The sequence below is a fragment of the Vibrio sp. NH-UV-68 genome (assembly GCF_042940635.1).
In the GTDB taxonomy this organism is placed as follows: domain Bacteria; phylum Pseudomonadota; class Gammaproteobacteria; order Enterobacterales; family Vibrionaceae; genus Vibrio; species Vibrio pacinii.
In genome coordinates, this window is the sequence record NZ_CP134976.1 from 706,905 (window position 1) to 727,024 (window position 20,120).

At 44.9% G+C, this 20,120-nt stretch carries 14 protein-coding genes; 10 read left to right on the top strand and 4 right to left on the bottom strand.

Translation table 11 applies throughout. The annotated features are described in order from the left end of the window. Positions 1-417: 417 nt before the first annotated feature. Together ViNHUV68_RS17600 and ViNHUV68_RS17605 are read right to left on the bottom strand one after the other, a co-directional pair. Positions 418-1,269, bottom strand: coding sequence for a DJ-1/PfpI family protein (locus tag ViNHUV68_RS17600; RefSeq protein ID WP_391091829.1), 852 nt, complete (start codon positions 1,267-1,269; stop codon positions 418-420). Positions 1,270-1,379: 110 nt separating this feature from the next. Next, entirely contained in the window at positions 1,380-2,090 is a 711-nt protein-coding gene (locus tag ViNHUV68_RS17605) for a UTRA domain-containing protein (RefSeq protein ID WP_391091830.1), read from the bottom strand. Between the two features lie 186 nt (positions 2,091-2,276). Between ViNHUV68_RS17605 and ViNHUV68_RS17610 the strand changes: the two genes are divergently transcribed. The 5 genes from ViNHUV68_RS17610 to ViNHUV68_RS17630 all read left to right on the top strand — a co-directional run bounded on the left by ViNHUV68_RS17610 (position 2,277) and on the right by ViNHUV68_RS17630 (position 9,826). Further along, on the top strand, positions 2,277-3,605 hold the full coding sequence (locus ViNHUV68_RS17610; protein WP_391091831.1) for a 6-phospho-alpha-glucosidase: 1,329 nt from the start codon (positions 2,277-2,279) through the stop codon (positions 3,603-3,605). 55 nt (positions 3,606-3,660) lie between these two features. Further along, positions 3,661-5,211 carry an alpha-glucoside-specific PTS transporter subunit IIBC gene (locus ViNHUV68_RS17615; RefSeq protein ID WP_391091832.1) on the top strand — a complete coding sequence of 517 codons (1,551 nt, stop codon included), beginning with the start codon at positions 3,661-3,663 and terminating at the stop codon, positions 5,209-5,211. 167 nt (positions 5,212-5,378) lie between these two features. Further along, entirely contained in the window at positions 5,379-6,233 is an 855-nt protein-coding gene (locus ViNHUV68_RS17620; protein ID WP_391091833.1) for a diguanylate cyclase, read from the top strand. 15 nt (positions 6,234-6,248) lie between these two features. Continuing rightward, complete coding sequence (locus tag ViNHUV68_RS17625) at positions 6,249-7,745, top strand: methyl-accepting chemotaxis protein (RefSeq protein WP_391091834.1); 1,497 nt, start codon at positions 6,249-6,251, stop codon at positions 7,743-7,745. Between the two features lie 71 nt (positions 7,746-7,816). Then, the gene (locus ViNHUV68_RS17630) at positions 7,817-9,826 is read left to right on the top strand and encodes an EAL domain-containing protein (protein ID WP_391091835.1); all 2,010 of its coding nucleotides are present in this window, start codon (positions 7,817-7,819) and stop codon (positions 9,824-9,826) included. 331 nt (positions 9,827-10,157) lie between these two features. Here the strand turns inward: ViNHUV68_RS17630 and ViNHUV68_RS17635 are convergent, their stop codons facing one another. Next, positions 10,158-10,850, bottom strand: a complete 693-nt coding sequence (locus ViNHUV68_RS17635; RefSeq protein ID WP_391091836.1) for a substrate-binding periplasmic protein — start codon at positions 10,848-10,850, stop codon at positions 10,158-10,160. Positions 10,851-10,863: 13 nt separating this feature from the next. Continuing rightward, the gene (locus ViNHUV68_RS17640) at positions 10,864-12,861 is read right to left on the bottom strand and encodes an EAL domain-containing protein (RefSeq protein ID WP_391091837.1); all 1,998 of its coding nucleotides are present in this window, start codon (positions 12,859-12,861) and stop codon (positions 10,864-10,866) included. A 436-nt stretch (positions 12,862-13,297) separates the two neighbouring features. Between ViNHUV68_RS17640 and ViNHUV68_RS17645 the strand changes: the two genes are divergently transcribed. The 5 genes from ViNHUV68_RS17645 to ViNHUV68_RS17665 all read left to right on the top strand — a co-directional run bounded on the left by ViNHUV68_RS17645 (position 13,298) and on the right by ViNHUV68_RS17665 (position 20,118). Next, on the top strand, positions 13,298-15,334 hold the full coding sequence (locus ViNHUV68_RS17645; RefSeq protein ID WP_391091838.1) for a Cache 3/Cache 2 fusion domain-containing protein: 2,037 nt from the start codon (positions 13,298-13,300) through the stop codon (positions 15,332-15,334). Between the two features lie 26 nt (positions 15,335-15,360). Beyond that, positions 15,361-16,272, top strand: coding sequence for a chemotaxis protein CheW (locus ViNHUV68_RS17650; RefSeq protein WP_391091839.1), 912 nt, complete (start codon positions 15,361-15,363; stop codon positions 16,270-16,272). Positions 16,273-16,443: 171 nt separating this feature from the next. Continuing rightward, positions 16,444-18,087 (top strand): EAL domain-containing protein, encoded by a 1,644-nt coding sequence (locus ViNHUV68_RS17655; RefSeq protein WP_391091840.1) that lies wholly within the window; start codon positions 16,444-16,446, stop codon positions 18,085-18,087. Further along, positions 18,084-18,389, top strand: coding sequence for a DUF2913 family protein (locus tag ViNHUV68_RS17660; RefSeq protein ID WP_391091841.1), 306 nt, complete (start codon positions 18,084-18,086; stop codon positions 18,387-18,389). Before ViNHUV68_RS17655 ends, ViNHUV68_RS17660 begins: the two co-directional genes overlap by 4 nt. A gap of 67 nt (positions 18,390-18,456) precedes the next feature. Then, positions 18,457-20,118: a methyl-accepting chemotaxis protein gene (locus ViNHUV68_RS17665; protein WP_391091842.1), complete on the top strand. Its 1,662-nt coding sequence runs from the start codon at positions 18,457-18,459 to the stop codon at positions 20,116-20,118. Positions 20,119-20,120 lie beyond the last annotated feature (2 nt).

Here is a 20,120-nt window from a genome sequence, read left to right on the forward strand (position 1 = left end):
GCGTGTATGCCGCAGCCTATCCGGCCGGAAGTACTCTAAAAGACTTTTCGACAGACAAGGTCAGTAAATTGGCCTTTGTTGCTACTTCGTACGCACCTGATAAAAGTTGCCCAGAGAGCTCGTGCTTGAGCTGAACTTGAACGAGGATGCGTGCCGCTAATTGCTTTTACTTTCACCATGGAAGTCGTTTAGGTCTCTATGTTCTGTTAGTAGGCGCATACCTAGATATTGGAGTTGGCGCTGTAAGTCTTCTTTCATTGGGCCACTCTATTCTGAATGGCCAAAATGCGCCAAGGCGAGCTGTGGTGCGTAAAATGAAATACTGCTCCAGCGGCCGGTATACTGAGTTGTGTTAAGTGAGAGTTGCGAGGTCTTTGAGTATCAAAGTCTCTCTACCGGCAATTATGGAATCTTTACCTATACCTTCTGTGAAGTTAACTTTTCTACAGCTAGCTTCCCTAGCGCATCCGCCGCTAAAGGGCTGGCTCCTGTAATTAACAATCGGTCACAGCAAACTGTATTGTCAGCCTTAGAATTAGCCAAAACAACACCGAGTTCTTGTAACGTTTGGCTCAACTTCCAAGGTACTTTACCTGGCAAGTAACCAATTATAGGGGCTTGAGAATCGACCGAGTCAGGAAAAACAGCCATTCTGTAACCACGATATAAAAACTCAGTGTTAGTTTGCTTAGTTGACAAGAATGCTGCGGGGCCATGACATATCGAAATTGTGAATACATTATTGTTATATGCCCAGTGAAGAAGGTTTCCCACCGATTGATCTTCAGGTAGGCCTAACATTGCGCCATGGCCTCCAGGAATAAAAATAGCTGCGTAGATTTCCGGGTTTAGGCCGTTGACCACAAGTTCATTCAAGTTAGATGGGGTTTCGAACTGCCCTCTATGTTCAGTATAAATTGAGCTTACACTCTCATCTTTCTGTGGAAACGCCCACATTTCCATGACGGCGGCGTTTCCGTTAGGGGTTGCAATTTCTAGCTCATAGCCAGCCCTACTAAGATGCAACATAGGGACTAGAGTCTCAACCGGATGATTACCTGTTGAAAACAGCTTCCCATTTTGCATCCTCATGTTTTTTTGTTCAGTCATTAAGACTAAAACCTTTTTCTTGGTCCCGCGAACCCGACTGGAATCAATTTGCCTAAAATCTGTTTTATCGCTAGTGGCAAGTTTCAAAGCAATCTTTGACGGTGAGTATGAACCGTCTGATTCTAGTTTTGGGCTTAATCCTAGAAGTTTCCTTAGCAAAATTGGAGTCCTTTAAAAATGAATTAATGAAACTGACTTGAAACATGATGTCCCACGCTAGACAACCTGTATATGAGGTTCAGACTGCAGTCAACGTTGGTACGGTTTACTTATTTATCGCGTGTCGATGTAAAGTCAAAACTATACTGGTTTAGTCTAAAATAGTTGATAGTGTACTCAAAAGGCGTTCCGCACTTGAGGTAGCCTGTTGACTCGACTTTCAAAATGGCTGAATTGACCTTCTCGTTAAGATGATTTGCCATATCTTTGTCAAGTAAGTAGGGTTTGACTGATTGCCTGCTTTTGGAAATAGTCAGTCCCTTCTCAGCTTCGATATAGTCATATTTAGATCCACACATCACGGCCATACTAAGGTCCGGGAAAAGGCTGGCGGGCATATGAGTGATTTCATATATTTCTGGTTCGTCATTAATTAACCGAAGTCTATGTATCTCAAAAGTATCATCCTCAACTTCAAGCTTCAGCCTGTCTGCTACGATTGACGTCGGCTTTTTCAGTTCAAACTTTACCACTCTAGAGCTCGGTGTTTTTCCTTGTCGACTCACCTCTTCAATGAAGCCTAATAGGTGCAGCGCGTCATGCCGCGCTTTGAGGTCATTGATATAAGTGCCGCTCCCACGCGAGCGAGAGATAAGTCCATTATCGACTAATATTTGTAAGCTTTTCCTAATAGTCACTCGACTTACTGAAAACTGCTCTTGCAGAACACTCTCTTTAGGTAGCATTGACTTAGGTGTCAAAATACCTTGCTTAATTTGATTCTCAAGATACTCGGCGATTTCGATATATTTTGGTTTCATAGCACCTCTCAGTTATCCGTGTATCTTATCAGGATTCTGTGACCGCGGGATAAATTTAAGTCTTTAATGAGACAAATTCTGTGACCAACGATCTCTTTGTACAATTAATAACTTTAAAAGTATCTTAAAAGTATTAATACTTAAGACAAACCTAACAACTAAAGTCATTTTACTAGAGGTCTTTCAATGAAACGCCAAAATCTTACTATTGTCGGTGCCGGTAGCACTTACACACTTGGAATGATGAACAGCTTGATTGCTGAGAAAGAAAACTTTCCCCTTAAGAAAGTGGTGTTCTACGATATCGATGCTGAGCGACAACAGTCAAACGCGTTAGCAACTGAAATTTTGTTGCGTGAGCAGTATCCAGAGGTCGAAGAGTTTATCTACACCACGGATAAATCCATCGCTTTTAGCGACTCTGACTTCTTCTTCATTCAGATTCGTACCGGTGGGCTGGCGATGCGTGAGCGCGATGAGCAAATTCCACTTTCAAACTCTTGCGTTGGTCAAGAAACCTGTGGAGCGGGTGGTATGGCTTACGGATTACGCTCAATAGGCGACATGATTGAACTGGTTAACGATATTCGTCAGTATTGCCCCGATGCTTGGATTCTAAATTATACGAACCCTGCTGCAATCGTAGCTGAAGCCCTAAATCGCGAGTTTCCCCACGATAAGAAAATCCTCAATATTTGTGATATGCCTGCTGCGATCATGGTCAGCTATGCGCAATTGCTTGGCTGTGAGATATGGGACTTTGTTCCTGAGTATTTTGGTCTCAATCACTATGGTTGGTTCACCAAAATTCGCAATAAACAAGGCGAAGACTTAACTGGACGAATCAAAAAAATCATCTTAGAGCAGGGGATTAGTGCGGTCGATTCTGAGATTGCTGATGATCCATCTTGGCAGGCGACATTTAAAAATATGCAGGTGATGCTTGAGGATAATCCAGAGTATCTACCCAACACTTACCTTCAATATTATCTCTATCCTGAAAAAATGGTCGCGAAAGAAGACATCAATAATACACGCGCGCGTCAGGTGATTAACGGACGAGAGAAACGTGTATTTGAGTTGAATCAACGTATTATCGATGCGGGTACAACGGCACATGAGACGTTGCATGCTGACATTCATGGTCGCTACATGGTTCGAGTTGCCTCATCGCTTGCCTATAACCTTAATGATGTTTACTTAGTGATTATCCCGAACAATGGTGCAATCTCAAACCTGCAAGCAGACGCAATGGTTGAGGTGCCTGCGGCATTGAGTAATCAAGGACCAAAAGTATTTAGTGTCGGTGCAATACCTACCTTTCAAAAAGCGATGATTGAGAGCCAGCTTGGATATGAAAAGTTGGTCGTTGATGCCTGGTATGAAGGAAACAAACAGAAACTGATTAATGCGCTAACGCTGAATCGAACTGTGGTCAATGTACCCAAAGCAAAAGCCATCACAGAACAATTACTAGAAGAAAATAAAGCCTACCTTCCACAATTTTTTCAATAACACATGGATGACTGGAGCTCAATGAATGGGCTCCTAGTCGCAACAAGAGGTTGACATGAAAGATATTATCCAACGTTTTGGGGCAGCGATGTTTGTCCCCGTACTCTTATTCCCCGCAGCAGGTATGTTGCTTGGTTTGTCTGTCGTACTACTTAATCAGGACGTATTTCCCTGGGCGCAAGAAGGCAGTGCCTGGGTAAAAGTTTCTACCATAATTCTTCAAGCCTCATTGGCTGTTTTTAAGAATATGGCGTTAATTTTTGCGGTAGGCTTACCGATAGCTTTGGCAAACAAAGCCTCTGGCCGAGCGGTTTTGGCTACTCTAGTCTCTTATATCACTTTCAATTACGTTATTGGCGGCATTCTTCAATTCTGGGGACCAAATCTCGGAGTGAACTACGCAGCAGGAGAACGCGGATTGACTGAAGTGGGTGGTATTCTCACATTAGACACCAATTTACTCGGTGCTATTTTAATCGCGAGTATTTCTGTTTGGGTACACAACCGATTTTTTGACAGAAAACTCCCTGATTGGGCCGCTGTCTTTGCAGGTACACCACTAGTGGTGATTATCAGTTTTCCAATAATGATTGCGATGGCTGTTGTCACTTGTTTTATCTGGCCAAGTATTCAGCATGGAATCAATAACCTACAGTCATTCCTAGTTGATGCGGGCTCACTGGGGGTATGGCTGTTTACTTTCCTTGAACGCATTATGATTCCGGCTGGTTTGCATCACTTTGTGTATGGCCCGGTGTTTTATGGTCCAGTCGCTGTTGATGGTGGTACGGTCGCCTATTGGATTGAGAACATGCAGAGCTTTGCTCAAAGTCCTGAAAGCTTGACGAGTCAGTTTCCACAAGGCGGACTCATGCTAACAGGTATGGGTAAAGTGTTTGGCTGTACTGGCATTGCATTAGCACTGTATTCGGTAGCGAAACAAGAAAACAAAAAGATGGTAATGGGCTTAATGTTAGGCGCCGCGATTACCGCTATCCTGACAGGGATAACTGAGCCAATTGAGTTTACCTTCCTGTTTATTGCTCCGGCATTATTCGCATTGCATGCTGTCCTGTCTGCAACAATGGCAACCATCGCTTTTATGCTTGGTGTATCAGGTAACTTTCAGACAGGTTTGATTGATTTTGTTTTCCAGAACTGGTTACCACTTGCGGGTAATCATGCAGGAACGTATGCGCTGCAAATTTTAGTCGGTTTGATTTTCACGGCGATTTACTTTGTTACTTTCCGTACACTCATCTTGAAGTACAACATTTTGACTCCTGGACGTGAAGGCGCTGAAAACAAATTGTATTCAAAAGCCGACTACAAAGAAGGCAAACAACCAGTTGCCCAAGGTTCGGAGACATCGCAGGCGAGTAACTTTATCGAAGGTCTGGGCGGAAAAGAGAACATCGAGCTTTTGACCAACTGTGCTACTCGACTGCGAGTTAAGGTCAAAGACGCAAATTTGGTCAAAGACAACGCGTTTTTTACCTCGCATGGAGCAGTGAACGTGGTGCGCAACAAAGAAAGCTTCCAAATTATTGTGGGCCTAACGGTTCCTCAAGTTCGTGAAGATATGAGTCAACTTATAAAAGCATAACCCCCTATGCTCCTGAAGTTAGACTCGTTGGTGAGGCAGAATCTGCCTCACCCGTTTCAACCTACTACTTATCACAAAAAAATGTCTTTGTAATAAAACTGTCAATATATACTACCTTAGTAGTATGTTACAGTTTTATAAACTTAGTTAGACAATGGAATGTCATCATGATTGAGAAATTATCGTTTCTATTCATATTGGTGATCAGTGTATCACTGAGTCCCTTAGCTCACGCCGATACAGTAACTGTTCGAAAAGTAGAAGGCCTTAAAGAGGAGATTGTCTTCGATATACTCAAGTTGGCACTCAGTAAAACTCGTCCTGATGTTCAGTTCACCACCGCCACTGAAGAGTATAATGAAGCGCGCTTAATGGAGGAGGTAATTGCCGGGAATATTGATGTTATGTGGGCCGGCGCTGCGCCTGATAAGGAAGAAAAAATGCTCACCGTGCGAATCCCTATCTTAAAAGGGCTGCTGGGGCATCGAATCTTTATCATTCGTCAAGAAGACCAAGCAAGGTTTGCTTCTATTCAAACGTTGAGTCAGCTTAAGGCTTTTGATGCGGGACAAGGCACTTTTTGGGGTGATACAAAAGTATTAAAAGCTGCACAGATACCAACGATTACTACCATTAAATACGCCAATCTATTCCCTATGTTAGAAGGTGGACGGTTTGACTATTTCCCGAGAGCAGTACATGAGCCTTGGAGTGAAGTTGACTCTCGTCCAGAGTTAAACCTAACCATCGACAAAAATGTCATGTTGGTTTATCCGTTCGCCATGTACTTTTTTGTCAGCCCCAACAATCAAACGCTGCATGACTATATTTATAATGGATTCGAGATGGCAATTCAAGATGGTAGCTTTGATGTTCTTTTCTTCAACCACCCAATGATTAAGGAAGTGTTAGCAAAAGCTAACTTAAGAGAAAGAACTGTATTTCGTATTCCTAATCCATACATGCACGAGAAGACTCATTTTGACCGAAAAGAATTCTGGCTTGACGTTTCTAAATTGTAATAATCACAGGGAAGAATGATGAACTCTATTAAACAAAAGTCGATGACACTATTGTCACTGGTCACACTGGTCGTCATGACAGTAGCATTTATAGCGACATACTATATCGCGAAGGGCTATTTAGATAAGTCGTTACAAAGTGACATAAAGGACACTAACCAGACGTTAAGTATCGTACTTCAAGAGCCAGTTTTTGCGTATGATCAGGCTCTCATCACCAACATTATCGATTCTTTTGTAGCGTTTCCACATGTCCAAAGTATTCAAGTTTCTGATCACCGAAGTAAAGCATTGGCGACGGCCAGCTCTGAAGAATCGGATTCAAAAACTGTGCTTGAACTTCAAACTGTGGATGTTTTCTGGGGAGGAGATAAGAAGGTCGGTTCTTTGGAGATAGAGTACCGCCTAGACGCGAATGAAACCTTATTGCAGGCATTAAGGATGGTATTGCTGATATTAGGTGGCGCGTTACTCGTTTCACTTCTTGCAACGAGTTGGATAGTCTTATCACAGTTTGTTGTGAAACCGGTCGAGAAGGTCGCGCTGGCGCTTCATGAGATCGCCCAAGGTGGTGGTGATTTGACTAAGCGACTCAATATCACAACAAATGATGAGATTGGTCGACTGGCGACAAGCTTCGATAGTTTTGTCGCCAATCTGCAATCACTCGTTCAAAATATCGTGACATCTACGGATGCTCTGGTGGAGTGTTCAAGCGACATTAAACAAAGTGCACATGTCAACGCTCAATCGATGCAGCGCCAGTCTGCTGATGTAGAGCAAGTAGCAACGGCGCTCAGCGAAATGAGCAGTGCGACAGAGGAGGTCTCTGGCAACGCGGTGCAAACTTCTGAAAAAACGGCTCAATGCAGCAGCTTGGCGAAGTCAGGAAGTGACGTCGTGAGCAAAACAGTGTCTGATGTCAAGGAACTCGGTGTACAGATAGAGCAAACGTCATTGACGATTGGTGAGCTGAGAGAAAAAAGCGCTCATATCAATACTGTACTAGAAGTGATTAAAGAGATAGCCGAACAAACCAATCTTCTAGCGTTGAACGCAGCGATTGAGGCCGCGAGAGCGGGTGAACAAGGTCGAGGCTTTGCTGTCGTCGCTGATGAGGTTCGGGGACTTGCTCAACGCACTCAAAATTCTACAGAAGAAATTGAAGAAATTATTCGAGAGTTACAAACAGCATCCATGCAAGCCGGCGAGCAGATGAACAAAACGAGTGATCGTTTGTCAGGTACGTTGGAAGAGTCAGACAAAGCGCTTGAAGCGTTAGCTGATATTTTGGAAAACATTACGATAATTGCTGATATGAATGCGCAAGTCGCAACGGCAACCGAGGAGCAAAACGCGGTAGCATCTGATGTAAGTGAAAAAGTAGAGAACATCAATACTACTACTCAAGAGGTTACGCAGAATGCGCTTCATGTAGGTGAGCAGACTGAGATGCTAGATAGACTCAGTGGGGAAATTAAGTTGGGTCTCAAGAAGTTCAAAACAGACTAAGAACGCATTTCTAGCCTTAGGAATTCTGTGAAGTATCAGTAAGCTTCATGTGGAATATATGGTACATGTTAATGGAAACCGTTGATACAGCATCTCTGATACTAGATCTATTGGAACGTGATCTATTTATAGGAACTTGGAGTCTGAATATAGATCAGGAGCTTTTCACGTGGAGCAAAGCTACGAGGCAAATATTCGGTATCCGCACGGACGCTACACCTAGCCTTGTTGAGGTTTTAGAGTTATTTTTGCCTCGTTATCAAGCTGACTTGATCTATAGACTGCGCAACATAAATCGTTTCGGTGGTCGGTTTCAATTTGATGCTGAAGTGAAAACTCAGACGGGAAAATTAAGTCGAGTGAGACTTTACGTCGTATATATAGAGCCAAGTAATGAGTATTTTGGCTTGATAAAGGAGGTGAAAGCGTCAGAAAGTAATGAAAGGCTACCAACGTTTCTTGGGCTAGATATTTCGATGTCAACGCTTTCTTCTCAACTGCTCCATCTGATAGAAGAGTCTGTCATACTCTATGATGGGGAAGGAGTGGTAGTCAGCATGAATGAGTCCGCTAGATCGAGTTTGGCATTTTCAGGCACCCACGCCGTTACACTTGATGCTATTCTACCATCACTGGTTTTTGATAAAAGCTGGCGGCAGCCACCTATAGACAACCAGATATATTTTGATACTAGTATTACATTTTTGAATGGTGAGGATACACCTGTCGAGGTTCTACTTACCCGTTTTTCTATTGATAAGTCCGCCCCAAGGATTGCGATAATCAGACCAAAAATTCGATCTGATGCCAATCTTCATGACGATGTTTTGACGGGACTTAAGAGTCGGCATGCTCTTGTTGAGCAACTGAGTACCTATACTGTTGACAACCGAACGGTTTTGGCAATCAACTTGAAGGAATTCGCTAAGGTAAATTTCGTCTTTGGTGACCATGAAGGTGACTCTGTTCTTATTGAAGTTTCTAAGATACTAGTAGAGCACTTTGGACACTGTGGTGTTGTGGTCAGAGACTACGCAGACCGCTTCTTTGTCGTTATGAACGGTTTTGGCTACGGCCACTTAGAAGATGTAAAGTGTCAGGTAAAAACTTTTTTAGAGCGATTCGAGAAGAAAATTAACGGGTACCATGCTGACCATTATGTCACCGCTTATGTTGGGATTGCGATAGTTGATGATTGTTCTCCATTATCAGTACTAGCTAGTGCTCAAAGTGCTTTAATGAATGCGAAATCAAGGGTGGGGAAACACTGTTCTGTATTTAAAAATAGTCAGTTAGAAAACGTCAAAGCGAATTACAATTTGGAGTACGAGTTGCGCGAAGCGCTAGAAAATAACCAGATTGTTTTTTGGATTCAGCCACAATACTCTCCCACTAAAACGGTTATTGGAGGTGAGCTATTATCTCGCTGGGTTGGCAAAGATGGTATGATAAAACACAGTCCGGCAATTTATATGAACATAGCCGAAGAAACGGGGTTAGTACATGGCATCGGGCTGCTTGCGATTGAGTACGCAGCGATATTTTTGAATGAAATCAATGAGAGTTATCCAGACTTTTCACTGTCTATTAATGTTAGCCCCTCACAGATGCTCTCGTCGTCATTCATTCCAAGTATTGAGGACATCTTTTCTGCGTATGGAGCGAGCCTAGCTAACTTAAATGTTGAAGTCACAGAAGAGCTACTTGTGAGCGATGTTAATCAAGTAGAAAAATCAATTCGAGCTTTACGCGCGCGAGGTGTTTCGGTATCGATTGATGACTATGGAACAGGGTATTCAAATATAAGAAGGCTCGTCGATTTGGACGTCACTGAACTCAAGATTGACAAATCATTAATTATACCTCTACCGATTTCCAAACAGTGTAAGGCAGTCGTATCTTCTATCGTGGATATGTCACATAAACTTGGATTCAAGACGGTAGCAGAGGGGGTCGAATCAAATAAACATGCAGAACTATGCAAGACTATGGGATTAGATGTGTTGCAAGGCTTCCACTTTTCCCCAGCGGTTCCCTATCCAGAATTCTATTTGCTCATTGAGAGTAACCGAGGAAAATAGAGTTTTTGTCAGCGGTGAAATTGTGAGCGAGTACTTACCCAAGTGTAATATGATCAATCTAGATAAACTTAACCAAAAGAGTCCATCCATTTCGATAGTCACATAAACAACGATTTAGTCACTACACTAGCCTAAGCTAGTTTTCCACCTCAGTTGAGGTAAGGCAGTTCTACCCCTCAAAGTAGCCTGCCTTTTTTTTTGAAGAGTTAAGAGCTGTATCCGATAAACTCATTCGCTTGACAGTTTTTCATGCAAATAGCGGTTCATTATTTCACTGTTTTTCGGATATGTTTGTATGAGGTGCTCGAGATAGCTCATTTGCTCTAGGTCATCATAGAGCTTTTACCACTTCAGGGGCAGTTGATTTGCTCGTTACCAACCATAAATCCTCGCACAGTTCTGCAATATCGATGACTTTTACAAGCTCCTCGGGATTGTAACCATACTCTTTGAGTCGATAGTAGGCGCTAGCTTCATCCATGGGAGCATAGTCTATCCGTTGACCATGAAGCAGTCTGATTGCTTCTTTGCTTTCACTTACGGGAATGACATTGATGAAGTTGTAGCGTTGAAACAGCTGCTGGAAAGAGCTGCCTGGAGGTGCACTAACTCGAGAGTGGGAGAGATGTTTAATGTCAGTGATTGCTATTTCATTCCTTCCATGAAGCTTAAAAAGTCCTACTTTATAAGGGGAAACTTTAGCGACCCATAGGTAGTCGTTCTTGCGTGCTTGTGTTCTTGAAATGGAAAAAAGTAGTGTATTCTCTTTCTCTCTGACGGTTTTCAATGCGCGTTTCCAAGGAGCAAAATGTACACCTTCAACCTTCATCGAGACTGATTCATTAGCACGTTCAATCGCCTTTTTCACATAGTCAACCACATACCCATGTGGTTCGCCTTTTAGGGTAAACTGGAGCGGCGGGAAATCTTGGGTGTATAAATTGAGCTTTATCGACTGAGCAACACAATTATAGCTAGCGAGCATTAGGAAAAAAACTGAACAAGTTTGAAATCTTAAGGACATGCGATTAACCCCACTAGTGTGTCCTTCTCAACCACGTCAGGAACACTTCAAATGACATTGGCTTAGCAAAATAATAACCTTGCATTTGCTGGATTCCTGCGGTCTGACAATACTCAACAACATCCTGAGTTTCGACACCTTCAGCGGTCAAAGGGAGTGATAAACTGTTCGCCATTAGAACAATCGAATCTACTAAAGCTCTAGATCTGCTAGACCTTTCAAGATCGATTACTAGAGATTTATCAATTTTGATTTCATCAATGTTCAAGTCCAAGATACGTTTGAGATTTGAGTATCCTGTACCAAAATCGTCCAAAGAGATTTTTACGCCTAAAGATTTCAGGCGGGCGATAGTATTAGTTACATCTGCTTCATCATGAAGTAGGAGGTTCTCTGTTACTTCAATAACGAGCTTGCTCAAACTGACATTGTACTTGTTGAAAACATCTTGTAGTTGATCAACAAATTGATGGCTCATAAATTGAGTGGGACTGACATTGACAGAGAGAGTGAGTGCTGGATGAGTGAGCTTCATATCTGAAAGATAGCGGGCGGCAAAGGTGATGGCTTTGTGACCCAAAATAGTGATAAGACCGCTCTCTTCTGCGACGGGAATGAACTCATCAGGGGTAAATGGACTATGGCCACCCGAATCAAACCAACGTATTAGTAGCTCAGCAGATGTGACGTGTGTATGGTGATTAACTTTTGGCTGCAAGTAAAAAGTAATGCTATCGCTTTCAATTGCATGTCGAAGTGCTTGTTCAATAAAATATTGTTGCTTCTGCGTGTCAATATCTGAAGGCTCGTAAATGTGCAGAGGTTCAATTGGAGAAGCTCGCGAGGTTAACAAGGCACTCTCCGCACGGGCAATAGCTTCAGATGCTCGGTCGTCGGAATTAATCGGCGCAATACCCAGTGAAAGCGAGAGGTAATGCAACTTTCCACCAGCTAATGGTGAATTCTGAATTTCGAGTAGCCTTGCAGCCAATTGAAGACCCTCTCTATCCTTCAGTGATTCGGTAGCGGATTGGAGAACAAAAAAGCGATCTGCAAGATCCCTTACTACAAGAGCATTTTTTCCAGCGCGTTGATTCAGCTGTCTTGCAACTTCAAGCAGTACTTTATCACCCTCATCATGCCCACAGGCTAAGTTTATCTTACTAAAGTTGTTAATATTGATAGCGATCAGGTTACGTTCGCTTGCATGTTCGTTTTCCAATTGAGCCATTAGATAGTGCCGGTTGGGTAACCCAGAGAGTTCATCAAAGAATGTTAAACGCTCGATGCGCTTGAGTGTCTCAAGTTCTCCAGAAATGTCTCGAAAGATGGCCATGCAGACATCTGGGTTGTCCGTGGCAGAGGTAATGAGCATGGCAGGGAAAGTCGAGCCATCGGACTTACGTCCTAGAATCTCGTGTTGTTGTTCATCCCCCTGACAACAAGTAAGGTTAGCAATGTGGCTCTGTTCAAAAAGTGACGCTATGTTCAGGCTGAGAAGTTTGCCTTCAGTATAAAGAAAGAGGTCTGTAGTCGCGTTATTAACACTGACGATTCGCCCATCACATTGGTAATGTACGATTGCCTCAATCACATTGTTTAGTGCCCGATCCCTATTTGCCATTAAACCCGTAAGCCGTTCATTTAAAGCCAGCTCTTCAGTGATATCTTGAATTGCTCCGTATAGCATACCTTGATGAGGCTCTGTTTGACCAAACACTTTCACCCACTTTTCTCGCCCTGTGGCTGATACGATTTTTGCGGTAAAAACAAGGGGAGTTTGGTTATGTACAGCGGAGCTGATTTGAGAATGCAGTTCCGCTCTAAACTCAAGCGGGTAAAAGTTGATGGCGCTCTCGAGCTGAGGCTCGTAGTAAGAAGGTACATCATGGATACGCTTAGTATTGGCGCTCCAATGAAGGGTTTGCGAATGGAAGTCTAAGCTCCATGTGCCAACTGTTGTCGTGTTTTCTACAGCTTGGAGCAGGTTAGATTCTTTATTTGCCTTCATAGTACCATAGCCAACTAGTGAGTAGCGATAAACATCATGCCACAAATGTAAACGTTTCCAATTTTGTATTCAATTGTTTAAGCGTTCGTACTTTCTAGTTAATTGTATAGCACAAATATAAGAGCGGTACTATTGATTAGGTTGTCATTGTCTTCTCAGGAGGCGTAATGCTTGTTTTGCAACGAAGAGATATGGAAGTTTTGTCATAAAAAATTCATATAAGCCAAGGTAAAACATTGTTCCTAAAAAGTGACCAAGTCTGGCATATCTTTCTGCTGAGTTCGTGTGAGATAAACAGCTTTGAAATAATAAGTTAGGCAAATATTACCGAACATTTATGTTTACCAAATGAATTGTAATGTTGACCAAGGTCAATTATTTTTGTGTTTCATTGCACTAAATTGCACTGCCTTACCTGTTAATGGAATAAACAAAAATGGAATGGTTACGTCAGAAAGCGTTGGGAACACAACTGAAAATCGTTGTGTTTTGTGTGTTGGGATTAACAAGTCTCACCATGGGTGGGGCGATATACCAACAAGCTGCGCACACCTTAGTTGGGCAAAGTGTCTTTGATGCTCAGCGTCAGTTGTCAATGTTATCCACTCAACTGGGTGACCAGTACCAGGGGTATCTACTCCAAGCAAAGCGATTGAACGACGTTTTACTCGACCGGTATCTCCCCAATATCTCTGTCAGCACTATGAGCAAGCAGTTAGGTCAGAGTCATTATCATGAGCTAATGACAGACGGTCGTTCTATCACCTCTCTTTTTGAGCCTCTTGACCAATTTACGGCGGTAACGGGCGCCGTTGCCACCATATTTGCGCCTACCCGAGATGGCGACTTTGTTCGTATTACGACTTCTCTGAGAAACGAACGCAATGACAGGGCGTTTGCAACGCAATTGGGGCGTGAGCATCCAGCATTTCAATCATTGCAGTCTAAGCAACCCTATCAATCCTTGGTGTCTCTCTTTGGCTCTCGATATCTCACTTACTACTTCCCGATTGTCAAAAACAATCAAGTCATTGCATTGAGCTTTGTAGGCCTCCCGCTTGATGAAGTAATGAGTGAGGTCTTTTCGGGCCTTAGGGATGTGGTTTGGGGGGAAACAGGGTACACCATTGTTCTTGACGCCTCTATCGGTAATGAAGGTCAATATCTATTGCATCCGAAGTTTGACAGTGATGAAAACATTAAAGAGCTAGTCCTACCTGATGGCAGTCGGCCCTTTTCCCATATGTTTAATAAAGACAGTGGTGTCATTTCATACCCATTTGAAATGTCCAATGGAGAGGTTGATGTCAAACACATGGCATTTACTCGCGTACCAAATTGGAACTGGATGGTCATGGGCGGGGCTTTTGAGTTGGAGTTGGGTAAAGAAAGTGCGGTGTTTTTGACCTCTTTGGCGTGGCAGTTTTCAATTGGTGGTGTGGTGTTGTTCGTTGTGCTGACTTGGTACATCAACAAAACCTTTACTCCGTTATCAACGTTGACTTCGACTCTGTCAGATCTCGGTAAGGGGGATTGGACAAAGCGTTTTAACAATGACACGGAGGCTGGGCGCAACGAACTGCGTTTGCTGTCTCAGGCGGCTGAAGCCATGACTGAGTCAGTTCGAGGTATGGTGACATCCGCACAAGTGACCGCACAACAAGGTGTCAAAAGTGCAAATGACATTGATGTTATCGCAAACGATGTAACGGGCCATGTATCGGATGTGAAGACTGAATTGACTCAGATGGTTAGCGCTGTCGCGCAGTTGTCAACATCATCACAGGAAATTGCCACACAGATTGAGCACCTCTCTGGCAGTATTATCGAAGTCGATAGTTTAACCCAAACGGGCATCGGTCATTTAGGCCAAGGCATCGAGACGGTGCACCGGGTCGTAGATGAGCAGCAAAAACTCAATGACAAAGTACAGGGACTCAATCAACAAGCAGACCACATTCGTTCTGTCATTCACATTATTGGTGAGGTCGCTGAGCAAACCAATTTGCTGGCGCTGAATGCGGCTATTGAAGCCGCTCGAGCAGGCGAAGCTGGGCGCGGTTTTGCTGTTGTCGCGGATGAAGTTCGCTCCCTTGCGGCCAAAACCCAAGGCTCTATTGCGGATATCGAAGGTATCGTATCTGCATTGGTCCAAGAGGTGGCGGACACCTCTGGCACGATGCGTTTGGTCACCGAGCAAAGTGAGGCCATGATGGCGCAGTTGTCAAATACTCAGAGAGACATGAGCCATATTGGTGAGTACATGAGTGCTTCGTCGGCTCAAGCGCAGAGCATTGCGGCGACCACCGAAGAGCAAGCGCAAGCAACGGCCAGTTTATCCGAGCAAGCGAGTGTTATTGATGAACTCAGCGAGCAAGTTAATCACGCAGCCAAAGCCTCAACGCGTCATGCGCACGCTTTGGTGGCAGACATCACTAAACTCACTCAAGCTTTGGCGCTGTTTAGAACGTAATCGTATTAAGTTAAGGAATGAATCACATGCCTCATTTTTCAGACCAGTCTCAAAGCGTCCTGATGTTTCGTCTGTGCCAACAAACAACACTCTACGCATTAGGCACGATGAAGATTAAGGAAATCGTCCCTTTTCAGAGACCTACCGCTTTGCCCGCTTGTCATGCTTACGTCATTGGGGCTGTGACCATTCGTGATATCAGCCTGCCTGTGATTGACTTGTCATTGGCCATGGGTGGTCGCGGCGTGCCTTTGTCCAAACGAGAGACGCAAACCCTAATCGTGGCCGATTGTATGCGCATGCAAGTGGCGTTAATGGTGGACAAGGTCGAACACATTGTCTCGTGTGACTGGACATCGGTGACGCCTTTGCCTAAGGCGGTGGGGCAAGACACGTTTGTGTTGGGGAGTACGCGCTATAATGAGCAATTGGTGCAATTACTGGATGTTGAAAGAGTGTTGACTGAAATTTTTCCGGTGGACATTGAAGAAGCGGGTGTTCAGTTGTCACAAGAAGAGTTGGCGTTATTGCAAAAACTCAATGTGTTGGTTGTTGATGACTCCATTATTGCCCGTCGATTGATGTCGGAGCTATTGGACCGCTTTGGTTTGAGGTATCAATTGTGTCGTAGTGGGGATGAAGCGTTGGCACTGCTTCTGGAGAGCGAGGATATGGGAACGAAGTTTGACATGGTCATTAGTGATATCGAAATGCCAGGACTGGATGGTTATGAGCTGGTCTTTGCACTGAACGATAACCCAAGCACACGAGCGATATACACCATTTTACATACCTCACTCTCCAGTGACATAAGTCAAGATCGAGCACTTCAGGTTGGAGCCAGTGAGGCATTGTCAAAATTCAATGCGAAAGATTTGATGAAGGCTATGTTGCGAGGGGCAGAAGTGGCGCTCGCACATACTGGCGAAATCGCGTGACGGTGATTGGGGCGTCTGTGTCTTTGAAGCAATTAGTGATGGAGTGCAGTCAAGTGTCGCTCTCCATGCCCAAGTAGCCCTCGCGAGCGAAAGTTCCGTTGGCCGTTATGATTTGAGTTTTTTGAGTCAAACTCATCATAGGACGAACGACAAGGATTGGTTTGTAACGCAATGAAAAAACATGTTTTCCCAACGTCGGTATTGCAACTCTTTGACACTACCAGTGAAGGTCTTTGGTTCATGACGCGTAATAACGTCGTGGAATTTTATAACACACCGTTTTACGAGCAGTTTGATATGCCCCTCGAGGGGTCGACCTTCGACGACTGGTTGGCTCTGGTGCATCCCAAGGACCGAGAGAGCTTGCAAGGCAAAGTTGATGGTCATCAAAATGAAGCACCATCCACGCACGTCAAAACCCGCTACCGGGTTAAAAACCGATTCGGGCACTATTTGTGGATTGAGGCAATCGGAACCTTGGTGGAACAAGAAGGCGACGTGATGATGGTCGGAACACATAAGAATGTGTCGGAGGAAGTATTTCTCAACCAATACCTTTCCCACATCGCCAATCATGACAGTGAAACGGGGCTGTATAACCGGCATCAGTTTTTAAAAGACATGGTCAGGTTTGATGAAAGAGGGTGGTTGTTTACTTGCTGTTTTACTCAACTTCATGAAGCTCAACGCCGAGTGGGACAGGACGCCACCTCTCGTCTAGTCTCTGCGCTGGTGGCAGTGTTGGATGACGTATTGTCGCTTCAATACGGGCTGTATCGCATTGGCGCCGATACGTTAGTTTTTACGGCCGAGGCACCGCTTAGCGTTCGACAAGCGATGAACTTAATGACGAAAGTTGAAACTCGCTTTCTCAAACAACAGCGAACCCATGACGTGCCTTTGACTTCACAACTCAGCATAGGTGCACTGCGCCGTGAAGATAAAGACTCGACGCGATTGCTGCCGCAAGTGTTCAACGTGTCAGAGTACGCTCGATTAGTTGAGTCGCCAGTCTCGTATGCAGGGCCGTCGAAAGCGGCAATACAGCGCTATTTTGACATAGAAGATGCGTTAGAGGCCGCGATAGCTCACTCGCACATAGACATTGCGCTGCAACCCATCGTGGCGGCTTCCACAGGTGATTTGGTGAGCTACGAAGCTCTGGCTCGTTGGACTCACCCTATATTAGGGGGCATCACACCGGGGGAGTTTATCCCTATGGCGGAAAAACTGGGTTACATACACGCACTTGGGTTGATTGTGCTTGAAAAAGCGTGCCAGTTTTTGCAAGCGTTTGACAAGGTGCATCAGTCGAGACCCAACATTAATGTCAACGTGTCGGCGCAGCAACTGCTTAGACCTTCCTTTGTCGATGATGTGATGGCGGTCGTAGCCGAGACTGCGCTTTCTCCGTCTCGGGTAGTATTGGAAATTACCGAGTCGTACTTACTTGAAAGCACCCAGTCAATGATGAGCACCCTAAACGCCCTTAACCGGCTCGGTTTCAAATTGTCCATTGATGATTTTGGTGCGGGTATGACCGCGATTACGGGGTTGTTCAATTTACCGCTCTATCAGGTCAAGTTGGATAGGGCACTGGTGATAGAAGCGATGCGACTCCCGGCTTGCTTAAAGCTCGTGTCATACTTGTGCGACTATGGCCGAAGTCACGGTATTACGATAGTAGCCGAAGGCGTGGAGACCACCGAGATGTTTGACCAGTTGATGTCAGCAGGCGTCCCGTACCTTCAAGGTTTCTGCTTGTATCGTCCTTGTGAACCAAGCGTTTGGTTAGCCAGTGGGGTAGCAGCATGAGGCAGCCACCCCTCACCAGTGAGCAAGCGCTGTATGACTTGATTTGTCATAGCTTATTGGCATTACTTATGTCAGCGACGTTGACTCAAGGGCGTGTGACCGAATCACAGCGTCGTCAAGTGCTGGTCAAGTTTTATAAACGCGCCCTGACCAACCCAAACTATAAACCGGTTCGTCAAGACATCCGAAAGTTACTGGCCGCGAGTCGTGATGAGAGAGTGGATGTGTACGCCATTCTCAAACAGCTTAATGATGATGCTTTTAAACTTGATACCATCGATAATCCCTCGGCCGTGAACTAGACTTTTATTGACAGTTATATAGGTAGTTGTCACAAGAGACTGTCTTCGACCGGGTAAGGACACCACTATGAATCTTTCTATTCGCAGCCGGCTCTATGTGCTGGCGCTTCTCCCTATGCTGAGCATCATGCTCGGCATGTTAGTCGTCACGTATGTCAAAACCACGGAACTCAATGAGCACCAAGTTGAGGTGACCCGTGAGCGGATGATGGCGATGAAAAAGGAAGAGTTGAAAAACTACATCAAAATGGCGCAAAGCGCTGTAGCGCCTTTGTTGAGTGAAGGTGCGACGTTGGACGAGGCGCTGCCGACCCTCAAATCTCTCAAGTATGGTGACGATGGGTATGTCTTCGGTTACGACTCACAAGGGGTTCGATTGTTACTAGGCGAGAGTGATAAAGGGCTCGGCGAGAGTTTTTGGACGTTAAAAGATAAACAAGGCAATCTGTTTATTCAGTCGTTGGTACGCAACGCGAAGTCTGGGGCGTTTACCACGTACTATTTTCCTAAACCAGGACAAACTCACGCTCTCCCTAAACTCAGCTATTCGGTATACATTCCGCAGTGGGACCTGATACTCGGCACGGGGTTTTATACCGATGATATCGATGCGGTCATTGCGGACTTAGAAGAGGCAACAGGGCAGGCGCTCGCTGATACGTTAACCACGATTGTGGTCGTCTGTTTGCTACTCTCTGGTCTTGTCGCTGTCTTGGCAGTGGTGATTAACCGCTCAATCATGAAGCCTCTAACCCTATTTGATGATTCCATTCGCGCGTTTGCCCATGGTGAAGGGGATTTAACCGCTCGTATGGAGGCGTTTACGGTGCCAGAGTTCGCGAGGTTGAGTCATCATTTCAATGCATTTGTGGCAAACCTGCAAACCATCATCAAAAACGTGAGTGAGGTGGGACAACAAGTGGTCACCGAAACACAAAGTATGGCGCAGCGAGCGACGCAAGTGGACGCATTGGCTGCCGGTCAACGAGAGGAAACTGAACAAGTGGCGACTGCCATGACGGAAATGACCACGACCGCGACAGAAATCTCGAGCAATGCAAGTCAAGCTGCGGAGTCGGCAAAGCAGGCGGATGATAACGCCAAGCAAGCGCAATCTATTGTCGATACGGCGGCGGAGTCTGTGGAGGTGTTGGCCAAAGAAGTTTCGCACGCCAGTGGCGTCATTACGAGATTGGAAGGTGATGTGCAGAATATTTCGGCAGCGCTAGGGGTCATTCAAGATATTGCTGAGCAAACCAACTTGCTTGCTTTAAATGCCGCGATTGAAGCGGCGAGAGCGGGTGAGCAAGGTCGTGGGTTCGCTGTGGTGGCAGATGAAGTCAGAAAGTTGGCCAGTCGCACACAAGAGAGTACCGGCGACATTCATCAAATGATAGAGCGACTAAAAGCGGCGTCCGATGATGCGGTTAGTGCCATGTCTTCGAGTCAGACGAGAGGTGAGGCGACGGTCAGTGAGGCAAAGGCTGCGGCAAAGGCGTTGATAGAAATACAAAGCTTCATTGGTACCATCATGGATATGAACACGCTTATCGCCACGGCGACAGAAGAACAAAGCCTGGTCGGGCAGGAAATATCACAACGCGTTGTGGTAATTTCAGAGCAGAGTTTGCAGTCGGCTGAGTTGGCGAATGAGAACCGGTCGGGAAGTGAGACCTTAACAGGACGCGCAAACGAGTTGTATGACTTGGTGAGTCGATTTAAGGTGTAAAA